Origin of the sequence: Paenibacillus canaveralius (genome assembly GCF_047238265.1) — a bacterium.
Classification (GTDB): Bacteria; Bacillota; Bacilli; order Paenibacillales; family NBRC-103111; genus Paenibacillus_F.
In genome coordinates this window covers 34,515-52,238 of record NZ_JBDFMM010000003.1, presented here as the reverse complement: position 1 = coordinate 52,238, position 17,724 = coordinate 34,515, and the positions used below count along the sequence as shown (strand labels likewise).

The 17,724-nt window shown below is 45.8% G+C and carries 27 protein-coding genes; 3 read left to right on the top strand and 24 right to left on the bottom strand.

Translation table 11 applies throughout. The annotated features are described in order from the left end of the window. Positions 1-3 precede the first annotated feature (3 nt). Together ABC395_RS27185 and ABC395_RS27180 are read right to left on the bottom strand one after the other, a co-directional pair. A complete protein-coding gene (locus tag ABC395_RS27185; protein ID WP_413006973.1) occupies positions 4-285 on the bottom strand; it encodes a hypothetical protein in 282 nt (93 codons plus the stop codon). After that, entirely contained in the window at positions 282-434 is a 153-nt protein-coding gene (locus ABC395_RS27180) for a Spo0E family sporulation regulatory protein-aspartic acid phosphatase (RefSeq protein WP_413006972.1), read from the bottom strand. The genes ABC395_RS27185 and ABC395_RS27180 overlap by 4 nt, the downstream gene beginning before the upstream one ends. Positions 435-804: 370 nt before the next feature. Here ABC395_RS27180 and ABC395_RS27175 point away from each other — a divergent pair, with 370 nt between their 5' ends. After that, a complete protein-coding gene (locus ABC395_RS27175) occupies positions 805-1,035 on the top strand; it encodes an NUMOD4 domain-containing protein (protein WP_413006971.1) in 231 nt (76 codons plus the stop codon). Positions 1,036-1,201: 166 nt separating this feature from the next. Here the strand turns inward: ABC395_RS27175 and ABC395_RS27170 are convergent, their stop codons facing one another. The 5 genes from ABC395_RS27170 to ABC395_RS27150 all read right to left on the bottom strand — a co-directional run bounded on the left by ABC395_RS27170 (position 1,202) and on the right by ABC395_RS27150 (position 5,375). Further along, complete coding sequence (locus ABC395_RS27170; protein WP_413006970.1) at positions 1,202-2,311, bottom strand: hypothetical protein; 1,110 nt, start codon at positions 2,309-2,311, stop codon at positions 1,202-1,204. A gap of 661 nt (positions 2,312-2,972) precedes the next feature. Continuing rightward, positions 2,973-3,269 carry a hypothetical protein gene (locus ABC395_RS27165; RefSeq protein WP_413006969.1) on the bottom strand — a complete coding sequence of 99 codons (297 nt, stop codon included), beginning with the start codon at positions 3,267-3,269 and terminating at the stop codon, positions 2,973-2,975. After that, a complete protein-coding gene (locus ABC395_RS27160) occupies positions 3,262-3,750 on the bottom strand; it encodes a helix-turn-helix domain-containing protein (RefSeq protein ID WP_413006968.1) in 489 nt (162 codons plus the stop codon). The genes ABC395_RS27165 and ABC395_RS27160 overlap by 8 nt, the downstream gene beginning before the upstream one ends. A gap of 379 nt (positions 3,751-4,129) precedes the next feature. After that, a complete protein-coding gene (locus tag ABC395_RS27155; RefSeq protein ID WP_413006967.1) occupies positions 4,130-4,459 on the bottom strand; it encodes a hypothetical protein in 330 nt (109 codons plus the stop codon). Between the two features lie 427 nt (positions 4,460-4,886). Then, a complete protein-coding gene (locus tag ABC395_RS27150; protein WP_413006966.1) occupies positions 4,887-5,375 on the bottom strand; it encodes a hypothetical protein in 489 nt (162 codons plus the stop codon). 856 nt (positions 5,376-6,231) lie between these two features. Here ABC395_RS27150 and ABC395_RS27145 point away from each other — a divergent pair. Together ABC395_RS27145 and ABC395_RS27140 are read left to right on the top strand one after the other, a co-directional pair. Beyond that, positions 6,232-6,702, top strand: coding sequence for a hypothetical protein (locus tag ABC395_RS27145; protein ID WP_413006965.1), 471 nt, complete (start codon positions 6,232-6,234; stop codon positions 6,700-6,702). A gap of 6 nt (positions 6,703-6,708) precedes the next feature. Continuing rightward, positions 6,709-6,879, top strand: a complete 171-nt coding sequence (locus tag ABC395_RS27140) for a hypothetical protein (protein ID WP_413006964.1) — start codon at positions 6,709-6,711, stop codon at positions 6,877-6,879. Positions 6,880-7,417: 538 nt separating this feature from the next. Here ABC395_RS27140 and ABC395_RS27135 read toward each other — a convergent pair. From ABC395_RS27135 to ABC395_RS27055, 17 genes are all read right to left on the bottom strand, one after another. Beyond that, on the bottom strand, positions 7,418-7,687 hold the full coding sequence (locus ABC395_RS27135; protein WP_413006963.1) for a hypothetical protein: 270 nt from the start codon (positions 7,685-7,687) through the stop codon (positions 7,418-7,420). A 542-nt stretch (positions 7,688-8,229) separates the two neighbouring features. After that, positions 8,230-8,388, bottom strand: a complete 159-nt coding sequence (locus tag ABC395_RS27130) for a hypothetical protein (RefSeq protein WP_413006962.1) — start codon at positions 8,386-8,388, stop codon at positions 8,230-8,232. 82 nt (positions 8,389-8,470) lie between these two features. Next, positions 8,471-9,247 (bottom strand): DNA adenine methylase, encoded by a 777-nt coding sequence (locus ABC395_RS27125; RefSeq protein WP_413007017.1) that lies wholly within the window; start codon positions 9,245-9,247, stop codon positions 8,471-8,473. A gap of 293 nt (positions 9,248-9,540) precedes the next feature. Then, positions 9,541-9,768, bottom strand: a complete 228-nt coding sequence (locus tag ABC395_RS27120) for a hypothetical protein (protein WP_413006961.1) — start codon at positions 9,766-9,768, stop codon at positions 9,541-9,543. A gap of 75 nt (positions 9,769-9,843) precedes the next feature. Next, the gene (locus tag ABC395_RS27115) at positions 9,844-10,206 is read right to left on the bottom strand and encodes a hypothetical protein (RefSeq protein ID WP_413006960.1); all 363 of its coding nucleotides are present in this window, start codon (positions 10,204-10,206) and stop codon (positions 9,844-9,846) included. Continuing rightward, positions 10,207-10,524: a hypothetical protein gene (locus tag ABC395_RS27110; RefSeq protein ID WP_413006959.1), complete on the bottom strand. Its 318-nt coding sequence runs from the start codon at positions 10,522-10,524 to the stop codon at positions 10,207-10,209. Between the two features lie 75 nt (positions 10,525-10,599). Continuing rightward, the gene (locus ABC395_RS27105) at positions 10,600-10,863 is read right to left on the bottom strand and encodes a hypothetical protein (RefSeq protein ID WP_413006958.1); all 264 of its coding nucleotides are present in this window, start codon (positions 10,861-10,863) and stop codon (positions 10,600-10,602) included. Between the two features lie 34 nt (positions 10,864-10,897). Continuing rightward, entirely contained in the window at positions 10,898-11,299 is a 402-nt protein-coding gene (locus ABC395_RS27100; RefSeq protein ID WP_413006957.1) for a DUF5983 family protein, read from the bottom strand. Between the two features lie 148 nt (positions 11,300-11,447). After that, complete coding sequence (locus ABC395_RS27095; protein WP_413006956.1) at positions 11,448-11,621, bottom strand: hypothetical protein; 174 nt, start codon at positions 11,619-11,621, stop codon at positions 11,448-11,450. Between the two features lie 20 nt (positions 11,622-11,641). Further along, positions 11,642-11,842, bottom strand: coding sequence for a hypothetical protein (locus ABC395_RS27090; RefSeq protein WP_413006955.1), 201 nt, complete (start codon positions 11,840-11,842; stop codon positions 11,642-11,644). Positions 11,843-11,858: 16 nt separating this feature from the next. Beyond that, a complete protein-coding gene (locus ABC395_RS27085; protein ID WP_413006954.1) occupies positions 11,859-12,185 on the bottom strand; it encodes a DUF5983 family protein in 327 nt (108 codons plus the stop codon). Positions 12,186-12,247: 62 nt separating this feature from the next. After that, on the bottom strand, positions 12,248-12,634 hold the full coding sequence (locus ABC395_RS27080; RefSeq protein ID WP_413006953.1) for a hypothetical protein: 387 nt from the start codon (positions 12,632-12,634) through the stop codon (positions 12,248-12,250). 637 nt (positions 12,635-13,271) lie between these two features. Beyond that, a complete protein-coding gene (locus ABC395_RS27075) occupies positions 13,272-14,471 on the bottom strand; it encodes a DUF3560 domain-containing protein (protein ID WP_413006952.1) in 1,200 nt (399 codons plus the stop codon). A gap of 665 nt (positions 14,472-15,136) precedes the next feature. Next, positions 15,137-15,394 carry a hypothetical protein gene (locus tag ABC395_RS27070; protein ID WP_413006951.1) on the bottom strand — a complete coding sequence of 86 codons (258 nt, stop codon included), beginning with the start codon at positions 15,392-15,394 and terminating at the stop codon, positions 15,137-15,139. A 560-nt stretch (positions 15,395-15,954) separates the two neighbouring features. Then, positions 15,955-16,335 (bottom strand): hypothetical protein, encoded by a 381-nt coding sequence (locus ABC395_RS27065; protein ID WP_413006950.1) that lies wholly within the window; start codon positions 16,333-16,335, stop codon positions 15,955-15,957. Between the two features lie 155 nt (positions 16,336-16,490). Next, a complete protein-coding gene (locus tag ABC395_RS27060) occupies positions 16,491-16,694 on the bottom strand; it encodes a hypothetical protein (RefSeq protein WP_413006949.1) in 204 nt (67 codons plus the stop codon). 86 nt (positions 16,695-16,780) lie between these two features. Next, complete coding sequence (locus ABC395_RS27055; protein ID WP_413006948.1) at positions 16,781-17,710, bottom strand: hypothetical protein; 930 nt, start codon at positions 17,708-17,710, stop codon at positions 16,781-16,783. Positions 17,711-17,724: the final 14 nt, after the last annotated feature.

Below are 17,724 nucleotides of genomic sequence, written 5' to 3'. Positions count from 1 at the left end.
CTTTTAATAATCTTCAGGAAGTAAAAATGTGGTTACGCTCCGGTCAGCTTCCGTAATGATCCAAAACTTTACACCCGAAGCGCTGGTATAGGACGACAGAATCCGATATCCTTCCTCTAAGGCTTCGTTGTTGCTTTCCCTATCCTCGGGCGTTACATCGCCCCAATCGCCGTTATGATGCCGTGTAAGAGCTGAAATGCGGTCATCTTCGGTCGTCTTTTCCATTGCACCCGGTGTACTAACAATGATTCCAAGAGGAAATTTTCCGATAAATGTATGAGTCATGCGTTTACTCGCTCCTTCGTGTAGGTATTTAGCAAACCATCCAACTTTTGCGATTGCGCAATCACCTGCGGCGCGGCCGGCCCGTACAGGCTGGCCAGCGCGTTCAGCTTGGCACGTTCAATCTCGATTTGCTCTAAAAGATTTTTCATCCATGCAATCCCTCCCTCATGCTTTTTTGATTGTTCAATCCGCATGGCATTGTGTCCCGAAAAGGCGAAAAAGCGATCCAATAAAAAAGAACCGGCCCCGGTCGGTTCTATCCATCTTCAATCTTTTGTTTGGCTTCGGAACGCAAAGGAGGAAAAGAGGACCAATGGAACGTACCGGGACTTGGCTGGGCCGGTCTTGCCCAGGTTAGTCCCGGTCGGTCGCTTGGTCCTCCCGACTGAACGAGCTGGGGGATCCAAAGTATCTTGAAATAATGCCTTGAACATGCCTGGAAGAACCATGTACATCTTGCTGCTGAAGCCAGGAAGAAGGTATGCTGATCTCAAAAGAGAAAAAAGGAGGATCATCCTTATGGACGAAGAAATGAAGGACATACCAGGCTACGAAGGGTTGTACGCGGTGACGGAAAGTGGCCGCATTTACAGCCACTCGAAGAAAAACTTTAAAATCAGAAACGGAAGTCCCTATGGCTTTAAGCATGTGCATCTGTACAAAGCCGGTAAAAAGAAGCTGTTTAAAACAGGGTTGCTCTGGGAATCCCTTTTTAAGAATTTACCAAAAATCGCCTACAAGGGTATGTGACGGCAAATAAGGCAGCTCTTCCATTGAAGAGTTGCCTTTCGTCGTGAATAAGAAAAGAATCCGTGTATTTGTGATCTGTTAAAACTTGGACTACTGACACTCCGGTCTCCCTCCTGAAACAAATGTTTAGTATCCATCCCTTTCTATTTGGATTCGGATAGGTACATTAATAAACTAATGCAAGCTCTATCTGAGACGCGGACTCGTTCCATTCTTCATACTGACTTTGAAACCTGGCGTTGTAGGCAATGCAGTCATCGCCGTTCCATCCTTGGGGAGCTTTGACTTGCTTCGGCGTTGTAAGAATCTTAAACTTCCGTCCCAGCAACCAGGTTGATGAATCCGAACTAAAGAATGGGAACTCAAGGATCAGCGGGGAGCCGCATCCCAGCAAGTGAAACAACTGGCCAGGAAAACGGTCAAACAACTCCGTGAAATACTCCCTTTTTTTCTTTTCGGAAAGCCCAACTGTCCCTCCAATCCCGATAACTTCTTGATCTGCAGATACCATTTTTTTCAGCTCAGACCAATCGCTTCCGTAGTGAAACACCTCAATAGGACTAAAACCCTTGGCTCGTAAATATTCGGTGTTTTCTCTGGAAGCATCGGCATTCCCGATTACGTCAAGCGTAAAAGCACCATAAATTAAGTGTTGGAAGCGATCAAGGAAGGATGCATATTCCTCGACTAGCAACAATGGCACGTCTTTCCCTTTCTTTATCGCTTGGTCAACGGTGTATGCCCCACTATCGATAAGTAGCTTAATTCCGTAGAGCTTGGCAAGCTTTTCGAAATGAGCGTACCAGTTCTTCCGGAATCGTACATGTGCATAAGACACCAGGAAAAAGCGGGCACCGTTGGCTACTGCCAGATGCAAATCCTTTGGAGATCTCACAGCGCCACTAAAAAAATGCCGAACCGATTTTAACGTAATTCGCATTAACCCACCTTTCGTTGCTTTATGAATTCGAGACATATTTATGAATATTGCACGCAATAAACCAAGCATCGCGCTATTAAATTTGCACTTGAACATTGTTGCCAGCTCTTTTCGGGTTACTGTACGGCGATAAAACAAAAAGGTCATTGCCTTTCTCAGCATGCTACGTTTGATACGCTGAGGTGCTTTACTTTTTTTCGTCAAAAATAAAACTTCCGAACGGGTAACCTCTACAATTACATTCTTCATCCCTCGCCCGGTCAGGTACTCTCGGTTATGCAGTTTTCGAAAAAAAGCTCTTTCCTTCTTGGCTGCTTTTATCGCATAGTGATTCATATGTTCCTCCGTTCGCTTGGGTTGATTAAAATCCGGCTTCGTGTGCTGGTCTAGCCTAAGCGGCGATGAGCGGATTGCTTCGGGACTTGAAGAGCAGATCTGCCACCAGCTGGGCCAGAGTGTGTCACATAGAGTTTTCAAAGAGCAGGAACATCCGTATTTCGGAGCCGTCATAGCCATGTTTGACCGTGCCGGTTCTCGCAGCGCATTGGTTTGCCCGGCGGAGCCGGGATGGCGTTCTCAAGGAGAACGACCACCATTGCGCGGAGAGGTTCGACATGGTTGGCTAGGATGACGGATACGAAATACGAACGGATGTGGCTCGATGAAAACGACAGAAGCGAAGCGCCAGTGCTGCAGACACTCTGCGAATGAAGTCCGTTGCTTTTTCTTCCTGATTTCACTAACAAGGGTTGGTTAGGTTTTATCTTTCGAGAGGGTTTTCTTCGTGGAGATACATCGCACGGCCAGAAGGCCCGAGTGGGCGCGTGTAATGCGGCCGCCGGGCCTGCCGGCCACATAATAATCAGAAGGCACCGCCCGGGGCGGTGGCATCCTTTAGCCGGTTTTTGGCTAGGAGCCGCACATCAATGCAGCTCCGGACGCAAGTCTAATCCAAATAAAAAGAGCCCTCACCTAGGGCTCTTCATTGGATCATTTTTTAAAAGTCAGGAAAATAGTAATGTGTTTCAAGGTCCAGCTTGCTCCAGCCTTCTTTATATTTCTCAAGTTTAGCCGCCGCCAGCTTGTTCAGGCGCTCAGATCCGATTTTATCATTACGGGAGTACAAGTCCCCCTTTGAATACAGGATAATTATTTTGTCACTGTGGTAGGTTGGGATTTCAAAAACGCGGCAGAAAGCTTCATTTTCTTCAAAGTCAATGAAGATTACCGCGTTGCCGCACCAATTATTAAACTCTAACCGAGCTGTTTCAAGGCCGACGAATGTTTCAGTCATGTTCATTCTCCTTCTCCTTTATACGGGGATTCGGTTGATTGCGAACGATGACCCAGTCCCTGCCTATTTTGCTGGCCTGGATCTTTCCGGAAGAGCAAAGGTTCTTCACGGATCCAGGGTTTTCGTAACCCCAGAGTTTAGCTGCTTCCTCAACACTCATGATGTTATGTAATGTATTCTGCTGGCTGTAATAGCTATGCAGGTAATTGTCTTTTAAAGGTTCGTCCGTGAATTGTTCGATATCCATATTCGCAAGGATCTCCCCGAACATGTCCATCAAGTGCACTTCAGTTTCCCCGAACTTGTGAGCATACTCCATCAGCTCTTCATGTATTTTTTGAAAGGTCTTGGCGGGCGATCGTCTGTATCGCTCCAGGTATTTCGACGTGATATTAGGCTTGTCTCTTTCAAATAGTCGCTCCCCGAGTACATTGGCGATGGCTAGAAGCCGACCAAAGGAAACGTCGCGGTTAGTGGTCATCTTAATCGTTCCCTCCTTGATATGCGCATGCGCATCTTCTACTATAAATATACCATATGCGCATGCGCATATCAAGAATAATTTCTAGTTTCTAGGAGGATAATCCGTATGCGCGGAGTACGTCCCTCCGTTGAATAAAAAAAGAAACCCTGTTAGGGGTTGTCATGACATTTTTCTCTTATCCATAAGCCGGGGTCCATGTATCACTTATTTTGTTTTGATTAGGGCCGAGTGGGCGGCGTGTAATGCGGCCGCAGCTCCTTCCGGCCACATAATAATTCAGAGGCACTGCCCCGGCGGTTGCCCTCCTTTTGGCAGGTTTTTGGGCTGAAAAATAGGAGCCGCACAATGGTGCAGCTCCTGACTTTTTCAACTTGTTTTAAACCTTGACTAATTTCTCCATGCAGTCCTCCAACTTTTCTTCACCATTACAGCAGTAGGACCAGATAATCTGATGATACTCGCTTGCTGGCACTCCCGTTTTTAGTTTCATTATCGTGCATTGTCCATGATCCGAGTATTTTTCAGGAAGGGAGGGAACTTTCCAAGCATCATGACTATCCAAGAATGCTCTGGTAGTTCTTTTTGCATACTCAATGATCTCTTCCAAGTCTGAACTGATCAATACACTTTCGACGTTAAGATTCTCAAGATAGAAAAGATATTGATATTCTTCCTTCTGAACTTCCACATTCGCTATTTTGTTCATGCTAATCCTCCAGTCGCGTAATGTCTTCAATTGCCGTTCCACAAAGTCGATTCCGATCATATTCGATGAGTTCTGCACCAGTCATAATGCGGACTTCACTCCGCCAGATCCCAAAAAAACAATGAGTGATTTCTACCTGGTAGCGCTCGGTTCTACCCACGATATCTATATCCTCCTTACTCCGGAACAATGATTTTAAAAGCGCAGGATGCACAGCAATAAATCTCAGCCGCTTGATCATCTGGTAATTCCCTGATGTCCCCCATTGATTCGCATTCGATAATTCTAGTGTCTTTCTCATGCTTCATTTCGGTTTGGCAATTTGGACACTCGATTTTAATTCCCACTATTTCTACACCTCACGAACATATTGTCATTGCTTTACAAAAGCTGTTTTGCCGGGGAGCCCCCGGCTTTTGTGGTAGAGTCACATGACCATAAAATTCTCATTAATCACGCCATACTGCCCCGAATCTTCGATGTAATACACATACCTCCGATTGGCTGTCGAGCCATACGAAGCCATTGAGAGATCAGCACTCGTAATATAATTTTCTTGCACAGAGTGGATGTTAATATCTTTAAGGCTAAAAGGTAGTTCTTCATTTACAGAGTAATTGCTACAAGTAAAAGTCTGCACATATTCAGAAATTGTACTAAAAAGATCTACGACCTGTGCAAGAACTAACCAATCAGAAAATGTAATTCGTTTAGGTACGATTCGTTCAGTATCCCAAAAAGTAGATACAGTAAATGCCCGATCCTCAGCAGGTTGACCAGCCACAAGTATGTCATCGACATACTTCAACCCTTCGTATGGTGTACCTTTTAGAAGAGCGTTGATGACAATTTTTGTCGTCAACTCATACATGTCTTCGCTTTTGTTATCCCACAAGAAAATATCAAGTACTGACACTCAAACCAACTCCTTATATTAAATTTGTGGCGCTGGTGGCTTAAAGCCACCACGCGCATCTTCCAGCCGTAAAGATCATTTCATCGAGAAAAGTTTCATCTTCTCCATCCAATTCAGGCAATTCAATAACGGGTTCTTTCTCTAACGATTCATTATTCATAGCTGATTCATCACCTTCTGATAATTTTTTGGTTGATTTTTTGCCTTAATCGAACATCCGGCTTCGCGTGCCGGTCTAGCCCGAGCGGCGATGAGCGGAATGCTTTAGGACTTGATGAGCAGATCCGCTGCCAGCTGGCCAGCGTGTAGCGTATGGAGTTTTCAAAGAGCAGAACATCCGTATTTCGGAGCCGTCATAGCCACGTTTAACCATGCCGGTTCTCGCAGCGCAATGGTCTGCCCGGCAGAGCCGGGATGGCGTTCTCGAAGAGAACGACCACCATTGCGCGGAGAGGTTCGACATGGTTGGCTAGGATGACGGAACCGAAATACACACGGATGTGGCTCGATGAAAACGACAGAAGCGAAACGCCAGTGCTGCAGACACTCTGCGAAAGAAGTCCGTTGCCCTTTCTTCCTGATTGGACTAACAAGGGTTTACGGTTCGGTTTTGTCTTTCGAGAGGGTTTTCTTCGTGGAGTTACTTCGCACGGCCAGAAGGGCCGAGTGGCCGCGTGTAATGCGGCCGCCGGTCCTGCCGGCCACAAACATTCCGAAGGCACCGCCACGCGGCGGTGACATCCATTAAAAAGTTTTGGACCGGTTCAAAGGGCTTGCTTATCTTCGAATATTTTGAGCCAGCGATTTTTAGGTTATGTTATAATTTGTTAAAAACGTCTATGGGAGTTGCTACTGTTTGCTATTTCACAGAATCCTCAAGGAATCATTTCCTGTCTCTTTCCTACAGCTCCATCCATATGATGTACTTGAGAATATGAAGGAATGGGACAACGCATTCAATTGGACGGTTTATTTTGGCTTAACTGGCTTCGAAGTGTATAAGATGGTCATTAAGGGTAATGATGATATACAAGGGGCCATCGCATTGGAGCGAAAGGAAGATCATGTGTTTGTGCATCTGATAGAAAGTGCCCCTCGTAATCGCTTCGATAAGGTATTTGAGCGTGTAGGTCTTAATCTCGTGGCTTTTGCCTGCAAGCGGAGTAAGGAGCTTGGACATGAGGGTTTTGTATTGTTTCAATCCAAGACAAAACTTATTCAATACTATGAGAAAAATATGTTTGCTCAACATATTGGAGGAGGCAACATGATTATATCCGATGTTGCCGCTAATCGATTGATTGAGTTATACTTAACGGAGGGGTGATGCACAATGATTAAAAAGTATCCAGCAGCTGATCTTGATGTAGTTGCCCGCCGGCTCACAAACGGAAATTATGTAGTCCAACCTGGACTGATTCCCGATCCCGCACGTGACAAGATGGTCAGTGATGCCATCGCAAAAATGAAAGCTGAACGTAAAACAGTCGAAGCTCGCCAATGAGGCGGGCTTTTTTTGTATGAGTTTTAAGCTTGACTGCAGTAAGGTCTACTACAAAATGGGTTCAAAAATTGCCTCTTTCGAGAGGGTTTACTTCCGAATTTGCTTCGTACGGACAGAAGGGCCGAGTGGCCTCGTGTAATGCGGCCGCCGTTCCTGCCGGCCACAGGTTAATCCGAAGGCATCGCCACGCGGCGGTGGCATCCATTGTGGTGGGCTTACCATTTATAAAGGAACCGCTGACGTAGCGGTTCCTGATATGAAGGGCGTATTTCTTACACAGAAGGGTATAAGTGCTCGTACAGTTCTTCTAATTCTTCATAGGCGTTATCCCAGCCCTCAAAAACTTCCCAGCGAATAAACCTGTTCTCCAAATAAATACGTACGATAGATTTAAAATTACGCTGATGATCTCGGTAGATAGTGTCATAATAACAATCCTCATTTTTATCATTCCTCGAAAGACCTTCCTTATCAAAATGGTTCTGATTCTGGACCTCAAAGGCTTGGCAATAAGAAAGAAAATCTTGATAGGTTCGTCTCATTTTATAAGGGTCCCATACCTTCCACATTTTTTGCTTAAGACAGCATTTTCTTCACTTGCCCGTAAATATATCCACTCAGAGGTCGTGTAGTCATACTCCAGGAAAAATTCAATTATGGACCTATAGCCGAGCTCAGTAAGTAATTTTCGAAACCAAGGCTTCGTCACTTCAAAGGTTATGCCGAAGTCACTGCCAGTATCCGGATCATACGTACCGTAAGTCCAGATTTCGATTTTGTCCCTCTTTTTAATTTTTTTATGTTTCATCGAAATGCCCTCCTTTTTCCTTACGCGGAGAACGAACCATGAAGCCCTGGCAATGCAAGACTAGACGAAATGAAACAAAGGGATTGATCCGGGCATTGTCCGGATCGCCCCGTCGTGGAATGCTTTTCGGCTACCCCTTTAGGGGCTTGGCCTTGCATTGTAAAAAGGGCGAAGTGGTAAGGTCGGAGCGTAAGGATTAAAAAAGTCGTCAAATCAAAAAAGAGCTGCATGCAGCTCTTCTCCATTGTTTTATAGGTTTAGGGTTTACATCGGAACGCAAAGGAGGAAAAGCAGTCCAATGGAATCTACCGGCTCTTGGGAGCAAAGCTCCTTAGAGCCGGTGAGTCGCTTGGATTGCCCGACTGTACGAGCTGGGGGAACAGAGCCTCCTCGCGTACCGAATCAATTAGCCCAACCCATGAACTCAGTCTTTACATGGGTTGGAGTCGATATGTTAACAAAGAACAAATTAGAGAGTAGGCAACAGCCCAGAAGCGTAAAAAAGCGCTTTGTCCGGATAGGACAATGAAAGGAAACATTTATCACATTAAATCTGATTTATAAAACCAAACAATTTTTGAAACTCCTTCTATTTTAACTCCAACATTTTCTGGCGCTTTCTCTGAGAATTCCTTTACAATTCCAAATTTACTACAGTAACCGTCTTTAGAATTGATCAAGACTATGTCATTTATTTTCATATCGTCATTCCTCCATTACCCAATGGCAAACGGCCCTTAGAAGCGCATTTATGGCCCTTAGATTGCAAGTCATGTCCCATTCTCAAGCTGAATATACTCGGCTAAAATGTTCAATCGTCGGCAGGGTATAGATTTCTTCGATCAATCGATCTTTGTCATACATCAAAATGATATCAGCACCCGGCATCCCTTGATAAAGAGACTCCAGGAGCATACATAGCTCAATGTGATCGCTTCTGTTGTAGTAGCAGCGGTAAAGCTGGCTTCCTTTGCAGGCATAAGGAGGGTCCAAGTAAATCGTTGTCTTGTCGCGCCAGTAATACTCTTCAATTAATTCGCAAGCATCCATGTTATGCAGGGTGATCCGGTCACTTACACGATGGATGCGAGTGATCCGTCTGCACAAGTCATCCGAGTTCCACCTGGATAATAAGTCATTCTTGCTCCCCATTCGGCCACCTAGCGGATTAGCCTTATAAATACCCGAGTAAGCAAGCCGGTTCACAAGCAGCTGCGCCCAGGCTGCATCAAAAATGTTGCAAGAAGCGTAGTCGGACTTCAAGACTGCTTGAGCTGCAAAAAAATCTTCATGAGTAGGTGAAGCACTTTGAATTCTTTGCAGCAGCTCAAAGGGCGCATGCTTGATTGTCCAGAACAACGCGTAGATGCCAAAATCAAGATCATTTAGAATAAGCTCGTCTATAATGCCGGCCATCAACAAAGCCAGCTCCACGCTTGCGCCGCCGGCATATGCACCTACCAACGTCCGTGTGGCCTCCGGTTGTAAAAGAGATAAGATAAGCGGGATGATTTTGGACTTTCCACCTGGATACCGAAGAGGAGACGCCCGCTTGTTCAAACGTATTTTACTTTGAGGCAAGGGGGAATTTTTCCCCTGTCCATCTTCAAGAATGAGTGTGAAACGATGTATGTGAGCCGGTTCCGGATCAAGATAACTGTACCCGTCACAGCAGGAACACCAGAACCCATTATTTATTGGATCATATTCAGCATCGGACGAATCCTCATGATTTTCACAAAAGCGGCAGATAAATAGCAGGGGGCTCTCTCCTTTCAAAACCGGGTACAGCTACTTATTTCAATGAGTGCTGTTTTGCTCGGCCCATGAGCTTAAAAACAAGTGGGGCATGCTTAATTTTCCGCCTCTACGATAAGAATGGTTGATCCAGCATGATCTTCTCCAAGGATATCTATGTCATCCTCCGGACCCTCTATACGGCGTTTTGTATAATCATCGTAGGTAACTCCGGTGTAATCGAGGAAGGCAGCTTTAGCTTTCTCTTCGGCGAGAGGACCCATAAAAGCAGAGACGTCTTGCAAGGAATCTTGATCGAAGCGAAGCATAAGAGCGATTTTCATTAGGTAGATTTCCCCTTTCGGATATCGCCGGGAATTATGGTCCCGGCTGCCGCAAAGCGATGTGCAAGAAAGAAGCTAAACAACGTATTCTATAGTTAATCGATGAAAGGCTTGTGATGCAGCTGCTTTCACTTCGGGATCGTCAGCGTACTCCATAACAGCTCGAAAAGCTGAAATATCATCTACATCGTCTGAAAGGCAATTGAGCTCCCATGAGATATCATGGCGGAAGTTAGGTTCCGGCGCATTATCGGTCCGACATGGAAACCATTTCTTCTTGTAAGCGGAAGTCGCTTGTACGATGGCGTCATCGTAGGAACATGCAAGCATGGGATAGGACTCCAAATTGTTATATCCGTGAAGCCAAATGACATAGATGAACGTTTTATTGCCTTCAGCGGCTGCCGATTGTGTTTGCCGTTTTGTTTGCTCTTCCATTTAAATATCCTCCCACTGTTTACGTCCGCTTTTTTGATCCCACAACTCCCAAAAATCCGAACCCGTCTCTTTTGCTTCAATAAGTGTTTCGATAGCAACTCTGGCCTCGATGGTGGAGCAAAACCAAGTGGCTCCGGGCATGACGTTTACAATACCGTCTGTCACCACGTAACCGCGGCGAATATCATTCCCCCGAACGATCCAATGGAGTTTCCCAAAGTCGAGTTTGGGCTTGATAGTATAGCCCTTATATTCAATACGGATATCCGGAACGTTCATGATTCCGTTGCTGATCAAAGGTGCTTTTTCTTTTTTCATGTCTGGGCACTCTCCTTGTGGTTTTGCCAGCTGGAGCCGGTGAATCCGGCTCTCAGCTGGCCGCATTTCGCAGCTTTATACTCCCCAATAGCTTTTAGCTACCTGGCAGCTGACATCGTAAAGGCAACCTTTCGCATCCGATGCACAAGTAAGCTCCCAGGATAGATCATGCTGGATGATCGGTTCAGGTGTAGCTTCCGGATGATCCGGAAACTGTTCCTCCCGGTATGTACTTATGGCAAGGTTTGCAGCCTCGTCGTAATTAGGTGCAATCTTTGCATAGGACTCCAGTCCATTGAGGCCATCCAGTGTAATGACGAAGAGAAAATTATCTTCCATCGTAGGTCCTCCATTTCTTTTGATTAAACAGAAGCTAAGAGACTGACCAATCATAACTCTGCAAATCTTTAAAGATATCAGCAATGGCATCAAGCAGAATCCATGCACATCCTTTTTTATTTGCGTAGGTTAAGACGGCTTTAAGATCACTGGGGAGGGTTTTTAATAAGGCGGGATCATCTGGAACAGATATGACAAAACTCATATCCCCGGCTCCATAAACCATAAGGCTGAATGGTTTTTGGACTCTACGGCAAAGCTCCAAAAGCTGATAACTTGTCTCTCGCGAAAGATGAAAGAGGGAGACATCGAGCAGCTTGTAAATGGGCAGCTCCTGTGTATCCACAGCAGTGACTTCTAAGTTGGCCTGGCTCACAGGTCTTTCTAGTTGTAAAACCTCGCCGTCCGGACCAGCGGACATTCTTTTTGTTGTCATAACAATTCTCCTTTCTCGGTAAGAAAACCATACTTTTTCTTCTCTTCTTCGCTGGCTTTCAGCAAATAATGATGCGGATTTGTGGGACTATTCTCTCCTGGAATATGGACAATCCTCTTGCAGAAGCAGCATTTATACGGCTTGAGGTTCAATTTTCCTTACTCCTTTCATGACCGAATCCGACGTTGAACATAACTGGGTCATTGCGGCGAAGCCAGCTTCCATATTTGCAGTTATCCGGTATGCGCCCGCCGTTTGACTTCTTCTCATCATCCGACATGCTGAGCTCGTTGAGGTACTGCTCAAACTCTTTTCGGGTCAAAATCGCCTCCGAATGATCCCCTATAGGCTTTCGTACGAATCGGTGAATAGCGCCAGGGCTTCCTTGCGCGTGCTGCCGGAGGCAACCTTTCCTCTCATTTCAAAGATCCCCTGGATCGTTTTCGTTTCCGGGTTGTAATGGCCGACCAGCAACCCACAGCGCGTCTCGACCCGGTATCCGAGCTCTGTATTCAGCTTTTTCGTGATCCGTAATCTGGACATTCAGCACCACTCCCTCCTAAATGGGGTATTGTTCGATATTACCTTCGTAAAAGGGCAAACTCTTGTAGATAGAAGCATCTGTGTCCAGGTTAATCCAATCGCAGCCATAGGCTTTTGCCAACTCGAACACGCGTTTTAAATCCTCCGGAATAACTTTCAACACTTCGTCGTAATCTTCTTGTTCTGCGGGAACGACAATAAAGAAACCGTAAATAAATTTTTCGTAACAAACAATCGGATGGCCCTCCTCAACACAGTTGTCAAGAAACTCCACCGTGTCCGCTGTAACATGGCCCAGCGAGATATCCAACATTTTAAAGATCGTCACGTTATTTTCTGACATACTTTTCCCTCATCTCAGAAGTATTTTTCTGGCCGAAGCAAGGCAACTCCGGCCAGGCTGCTTCAATCGTATGAAAGCTGCTCCCTTGAAAATGGCTCAAAAGCTTCGCCGTGAGTAATCTCGCATTGGTTTAGATGGTCGTCACCCTGAAAGAGATAACGCTGAAACAAGTGACAAACCCGCAAACAAACTTCCGCGAGGCTTATTTGCTCTACTCCTGGCCACGATGAAATCGTAAATTGTATCGTAAAAAAATCCGCGCCGGGTATCGCGTCCGGATGTAGATATAAGGAAACTTGGAAAAAATCATTGTCTGAGTCCTTATAAAAGTAGGCAGTATCTGCAAAAGTACTTTCAAGGATGACGCTGTAAACGTCCTCATTCCCCGCATCTGCAAAAGGCAGATCAGTTTGGGGCATCCACCATTTGGTGATAGTGCCAAGACTCATAAGAAATCACTCCTTGTCTGGTTTTATTGAATATTCGGACGAAGTTATGCAGGTCTAGCCCGAGCGGCAATGAGCGGAAAGTCTTTGTCGGTTTGATGAGCAGTTTCCCCTCTGCGTTGCTGCGGCGTAGCGTATGAGGTTATCAAGGAACAGAACATTCGTGGTCGTTAGCAGTCATAGCCCGTTTAACCATGCCGGTTCTCGCAGCGCAATGGTTTGCCCGGCAAAGCCGGGATGGCGTTCTCAAAGAGAATGCCACCATTGAGCAAAGAGGTTCGGCATGGTTGGCTAGAATGACTGATACCGACCGCGCCCGAATGTGAGCCCGCCGATAACTCAATAGCGAAGCAGCTGCAGACGGTTTAAAATGCGATTCAAGCCGGCGCGCTTTTGAATTTGCCTTTGGGTCCTTGCTTGTATCTTTCGAGAGGATCTTCTACTTCCTTGAATTCGCTTCGCGCGGCCGGAAGGGCCGAGTGGACGCGTGTTAGGCGTCCGCCGGCTCTGCAGGCCACAAGTTAATCCGAAGGCACCGCCACGGGGCGGTGGCATCCTTTGGGCTGCAAAATAAAAAAAGGAACCGCTCAAGTAGCCGGTTCCTTGTAGCGCCTGTCATAACTGGCAAGCGTTATATTTGTTAAATTTCATTTTTGTCCGTTGCTTCTGCAATGTACCTATACAAAAAACAGTTGTCATGATTAACAACGTGTATACCGTCGCGGGTCTTTCTGACTGAGCGCCGCTGTTGTTTGTCACTGATAAATTCGTTTGCGATTGGCTTTTGATCCTCGACCTTGATTTCTCGTATCTCAACACTTTTATCCGTAGTCTTAACGATTTGAAAAGCAGCCCGTATAGTATCGCTTGTACTCCATTTTAAAACTACAACCTCACCAACATTAAACGAATTTGGTTCAGCTTCTTTTTTATCTGTCCATCCCTCGGGTATTTTCATTTCTTGAATTTCGGCGTATGGATAGTAGCAGTAACACCCTTTTAAATGCTGTTCAATGTAATTGCCACTAACCTTCTTCGGATTTGCCTTTAAAACAGTTGCCCAGCGCCCTCTTACTTTTATCAAATAGCCTGCTTTTACAGTATCCTTGTTGTATTCAACACCGCCAATTTCATCCATGCGGTTCTGGAAAAACGCAAGTTTATCGACTTCATATTCCATTTGATCTAACAATCTTTGGAGCCACTCCTCATCATTTCTTTCTTCTGCCTTGACAATATACTTTTCAAGGCTACGAATTTCCTTTTGGCACTCCTCTATCCTATTATTGAGGTAAGGCTTACTATTAAGTTCTGTTTGGTTAGCGGTTGCATGCGCAATTTCTGCTCGTTCCTTGAAATATTCGCTTTTTCGATATTCCTCGAATCCTTTACGGTAACGCTCTAAAACCCTATTTCTTTGATTAGTGAAAGCTCTGCCGCGACTGCTGTTTATATTCGGTTGCGTCACCCATGACCAGTCTTTTCGCAATTCGTTAAACTCTTTTTGCAAACCTTCCGCCCGATTGGCTGCATTATCTGCGTATCCTTCATAGCGTTCCGCCCTACGTTCGGCTTTCTCGACTTTCCGTTCTAGCTGTTCAGCAAATGACAAACGCTCGCCTTCCTGTCCTCCGTTTGTAAAACCTAACTGTTCAGCAACCCGAAGGGCTGAATAATGATTATTCGTTGATTTCGAGACCCAAGCTCCTGCGTGCCTTGACCATGAAAAAAATCGCTTTAACTCTTTTTTCTGCTCTTCTGGCATGGTTTTGTATTCATCCTTAGTAAAGCGCAATTCAATCTTCTGTGTTTCACGATTTAAAACGTATTGATTCGGCATATGTGTTTTCCTCCTGAAATTTTGATCGATTTTGACACTTCACTTCACTTTTGACCTGGTTTAATTGAATATTCGGACGAAGTTATGCAGGTCTAGCCCGAGCGGCAATGAGCGGAAAGTCTTTGTCGGTTTGATGAGCAGTTTCCCCTCTGCGTTGCTGCGGCGTAGCGTATGAGGTTATCAAGGAACAGAACATTCGTGGTCGTTAGCAGTCATAGCCCGTTTAACCATGCCGGTTCTCGCAGCGCAATGGTTTGCCCGGCAAAGCCGGGATGGCGTTCTCAAAGAGAATGCCACCATTGCGCAAAGAGGTTCGGCATGGTTGGCTTGGATGACTGATACCGATCACGCCCGAATGTGAGTCCGCTGATAACCACAATAGCGAAGCAACTGCAGACGGTTTAAAATGCGATTCAAGCCGGCGCGCTTTTGAACTTGCCTTTGGGCCCTTGCCTGTATCTTTCGAGAGGATCTTCTGCTTCCTTGAATACTCTTCGTACGGCCGGAAGGGCCGAGTGGCGCGTATTAGGCGTCCGCCGGCTCTGCAGGCCACAAGTTAATCCGAAGGCACCGCCACGGGGCGGTGACATCCTTTAGGCCGTAAAATAAAAAAGAAACCGCTCACGGTAGCCGGTTTCTTTTGCAGGTACTGATTTCAAAACGGTTTAACTTACATAAAAGGATTTTGAAGCCCTAAATCTTTCGATCATATTACTTAATGTATTTAGACTCACTCTGCCGTTATCGCATGGTTTATAGGAATACTTAAAAAATGCAAGTACTTCAATCCAATCATCAACTTTACGGACATAGCCAACCTCTACACCGTCAACGTACAACGTGTGTAAATTAAACATATTTAACGGTGTTGTTGTTACTCCTTTCAGCTTATTAATCTCCTCAATCATCGTCTTCTCACTCATGCTTAACACACTCCTCATGAAATTAAAAATTTGATCGGTGAGCAGTTCGTCCGCTGCTGTTGTTGCATCGTAGCGTATGAGGTTATCAAGGAACAGTACATTCGTGGTTGTTAGCAGTCATAGCCCGTTTAACCGTGCCGGTTCTTGCAGTACAAGGCTGCCCGAAGGGATGAAAAGTTTTGATGCAATTGCAAACTTTTCACCTTGTACGAAAAGGTTCGGCATGGTTGGCTAGGATGACTGATACCGACCACGGTGAGTCCGCTGATAACCACAATAGCGAAGCAGCTGCAGACGGTTTAAAATGCGATTTATGCCGGCGCGCTTTTGAACGTGCCTTTGGTTTCTTGCCTGTATCTTTCGAGAGGGTTTTCTGCTTCCTTGAATTCGCTTCGCACGGCCGGAAGGGCCGAGTGGATGCGTGTTAGGCGTCCGCCGGCTCTGCTGGCCACAAGTTGATCCGAAGGCACCGCCACGGGGCGGTGGCATCCTTTGGGGGGTTGAGTCTTCTGGGCAATAAAAAAACACCAGGGATTCTCCCTGGTGCTTGTTCCGCGCTATTATTGTTTATCTTCGCTGTAAGCTGCTACCTGATCCATTCCGGCTCTTTGTTCCAGAATAATCTGGGCAACTGCTTCGACCGCCTCATTTAAGCCATAAGTTCGGATGAATTGAAAATCAATTTCAAGCAATTTTTCCGGAAGGATGGAACCGATCGGCTTTTCATCAAACCATTTCCGGCTGGCTGGAAAGGTTTGTCCGATGCTTGCGTAGCTGTCGTGATCTAGCCAAAAATAATTTTCTCTTTCCAAGGGGACAAATGAAGCTTTAATATCCCTGTTTTCCTTTCTAGCCTTGTCTACCTCTGCTTTTGCTGTTGTGATTGGGATGACTACGGCCGTATGATTGCCCAGATCGGGAGAATCATGGTCATGGACCATAATAAACCAATGTTCCCCGCTTAGTACAAAACTGGGCTTTGGAGCCCTCAGATCGTCTTTGAACTCCGGTATGTAACCGCGAAAAACTTCCCCTCGTTTAAACCTTTCCAGAATTATCCCTCCCAGATGCTTAAAAAAAATCCACCAACCTAAAATTAGTGGATGTTTTCCTCTATTTGTTTTGTGGCTATCTTCATGGTTTCTTTCTTCATGGCGCGGGCTACGCGTTCATTCGTTTCTTGTTTATTTCCGGTAAATCCCATGTAATCGCTAAATGAAACGCCCATCCGGGCTTCAATGGCTTTCATCGCTGCAAGCGCCGGGTTTGCTTGTTGAGGGAACGCCAGTACTTTGGCCATGTTCATTCCTCCATTCATGTTACTATCATTTTACCACATTTTTGCAACCATTGCATCACTTCCTTTACATAATCTACGGGGAACCTTTAACCGGCATTTTTATAATAAATCCCCCGTACATGCCGCCGTAGAAACCCTTCTGCCTCCAGCTCTTGCAGCGTTCTTCGAATCGTCGCTTCTGGGGTTTTCGTCTTATAGAGCTTCGAAGGAAACTTGACCTTCACCTCTTCGAATATGCTACCCGGCGTAATTTCCTCCAGTCCCCTTGCGATAACCTTCACAGCTGTTCTCCACGTTATATAAGCATCGCTGTCAATTTTGCGGTATTGTCCGGGTACCAGTACCCACAAATCACCGCCCGGCTTGTAATCGGTTTTGAATAAAATCAAATGTTCCGTGACTACAGGAATGAAGTTGTTGGATCTGTATGTTGTTCGAAAGCTTTTTGCGTTATGCTGTATTTTTGTGAAATGCCGCACCGGAGAACCCACCCACGCCATTTCCCGCTGAATGCTTTTAATATATCCCTTGCCTTTCACGACCATATCCCCAACCAGGACCGCGACATAACGACTATGAGCAGCTGCTTTATAATTCACATGGCTGACAGCCTGAATAAATTCCTTCCATTCCATCCGGCTCATGTCTTTCCCTTGCAGATGAGCCGGCAGGTTATGCGCGTAATCAATCATGTTCCAGTACGGATAATGAAGCATCGTCAGGTCAAAACCTGTGTCATGAAATTCATCGTTAACAACATCGAACCCGTTATGAATGTCATCCCCGATATAAGGAAGCTCCAGGTATTCGCAAACATCCCGGCTTGTTTTCCCTCCCTCCATCGGGTCGTAGATATACGGGTTTTTCATGCCCGTACGGCGAAGGTATGCTACAAGCTTGGTCAACACCTCACCAGCGTAGTTTCCCCGGTAAGAAGCATCCCCAAAGGGGCCACGCTCCGGAACGCTGATAAGGGTAGTCAGATTGTCTTTATAGTGATCGGCACCATGTATCATTGCGTTTTCCTTCC

What these genes read in the sequence shown, in the direction of transcription:
- ABC395_RS27120 (WP_413006961.1), bottom strand. Translation starts at nt 9,768, where the DNA reads ATGAAAATCGCTCTTATGCTTCGCTTCGATCAAGATTCCTTGCAAGAC.
- ABC395_RS27075 (WP_413006952.1), bottom strand. Translation starts at nt 14,471, where the DNA reads ATGCCGAATCAATACGTTTTAAATCGTGAAACACAGAAGATTGAATTG.
- ABC395_RS27065 (WP_413006950.1), bottom strand. Translation starts at nt 16,335, where the DNA reads ATGGTCCATGACCATGATTCTCCCGATCTGGGCAATCATACGGCCGTA.
- ABC395_RS27165 (WP_413006969.1), bottom strand. Translation starts at nt 3,269, where the DNA reads ATGACTGAAACATTCGTCGGCCTTGAAACAGCTCGGTTAGAGTTTAAT.
- ABC395_RS27130 (WP_413006962.1), bottom strand. Translation starts at nt 8,388, where the DNA reads ATGAAAATAAATGACATAGTCTTGATCAATTCTAAAGACGGTTACTGT.
- ABC395_RS27060 (WP_413006949.1), bottom strand. Translation starts at nt 16,694, where the DNA reads ATGGCCAAAGTACTGGCGTTCCCTCAACAAGCAAACCCGGCGCTTGCA.
- ABC395_RS27070 (WP_413006951.1), bottom strand. Translation starts at nt 15,394, where the DNA reads ATGAGTGAGAAGACGATGATTGAGGAGATTAATAAGCTGAAAGGAGTA.
- ABC395_RS27100 (WP_413006957.1), bottom strand. Translation starts at nt 11,299, where the DNA reads ATGACAACAAAAAGAATGTCCGCTGGTCCGGACGGCGAGGTTTTACAA.
- ABC395_RS27140 (WP_413006964.1), top strand. Translation starts at nt 6,709, where the DNA reads ATGATTAAAAAGTATCCAGCAGCTGATCTTGATGTAGTTGCCCGCCGG.
- ABC395_RS27105 (WP_413006958.1), bottom strand. Translation starts at nt 10,863, where the DNA reads ATGGAAGATAATTTTCTCTTCGTCATTACACTGGATGGCCTCAATGGA.
- ABC395_RS27185 (WP_413006973.1), bottom strand. Translation starts at nt 285, where the DNA reads ATGACTCATACATTTATCGGAAAATTTCCTCTTGGAATCATTGTTAGT.
- ABC395_RS27155 (WP_413006967.1), bottom strand. Translation starts at nt 4,459, where the DNA reads ATGAACAAAATAGCGAATGTGGAAGTTCAGAAGGAAGAATATCAATAT.
- ABC395_RS27055 (WP_413006948.1), bottom strand. Translation starts at nt 17,710, where the DNA reads ATGATACATGGTGCCGATCACTATAAAGACAATCTGACTACCCTTATC.
- ABC395_RS27180 (WP_413006972.1), bottom strand. Translation starts at nt 434, where the DNA reads ATGAAAAATCTTTTAGAGCAAATCGAGATTGAACGTGCCAAGCTGAAC.
- ABC395_RS27085 (WP_413006954.1), bottom strand. Translation starts at nt 12,185, where the DNA reads ATGTCAGAAAATAACGTGACGATCTTTAAAATGTTGGATATCTCGCTG.
- ABC395_RS27115 (WP_413006960.1), bottom strand. Translation starts at nt 10,206, where the DNA reads ATGGAAGAGCAAACAAAACGGCAAACACAATCGGCAGCCGCTGAAGGC.
- ABC395_RS27175 (WP_413006971.1), top strand. Translation starts at nt 805, where the DNA reads ATGGACGAAGAAATGAAGGACATACCAGGCTACGAAGGGTTGTACGCG.
- ABC395_RS27170 (WP_413006970.1), bottom strand. Translation starts at nt 2,311, where the DNA reads ATGAATCACTATGCGATAAAAGCAGCCAAGAAGGAAAGAGCTTTTTTT.
- ABC395_RS27110 (WP_413006959.1), bottom strand. Translation starts at nt 10,524, where the DNA reads ATGAAAAAAGAAAAAGCACCTTTGATCAGCAACGGAATCATGAACGTT.
- ABC395_RS27090 (WP_413006955.1), bottom strand. Translation starts at nt 11,842, where the DNA reads ATGTCCAGATTACGGATCACGAAAAAGCTGAATACAGAGCTCGGATAC.
- ABC395_RS27160 (WP_413006968.1), bottom strand. Translation starts at nt 3,750, where the DNA reads ATGACCACTAACCGCGACGTTTCCTTTGGTCGGCTTCTAGCCATCGCC.
- ABC395_RS27080 (WP_413006953.1), bottom strand. Translation starts at nt 12,634, where the DNA reads ATGAGTCTTGGCACTATCACCAAATGGTGGATGCCCCAAACTGATCTG.
- ABC395_RS27135 (WP_413006963.1), bottom strand. Translation starts at nt 7,687, where the DNA reads ATGAAACATAAAAAAATTAAAAAGAGGGACAAAATCGAAATCTGGACT.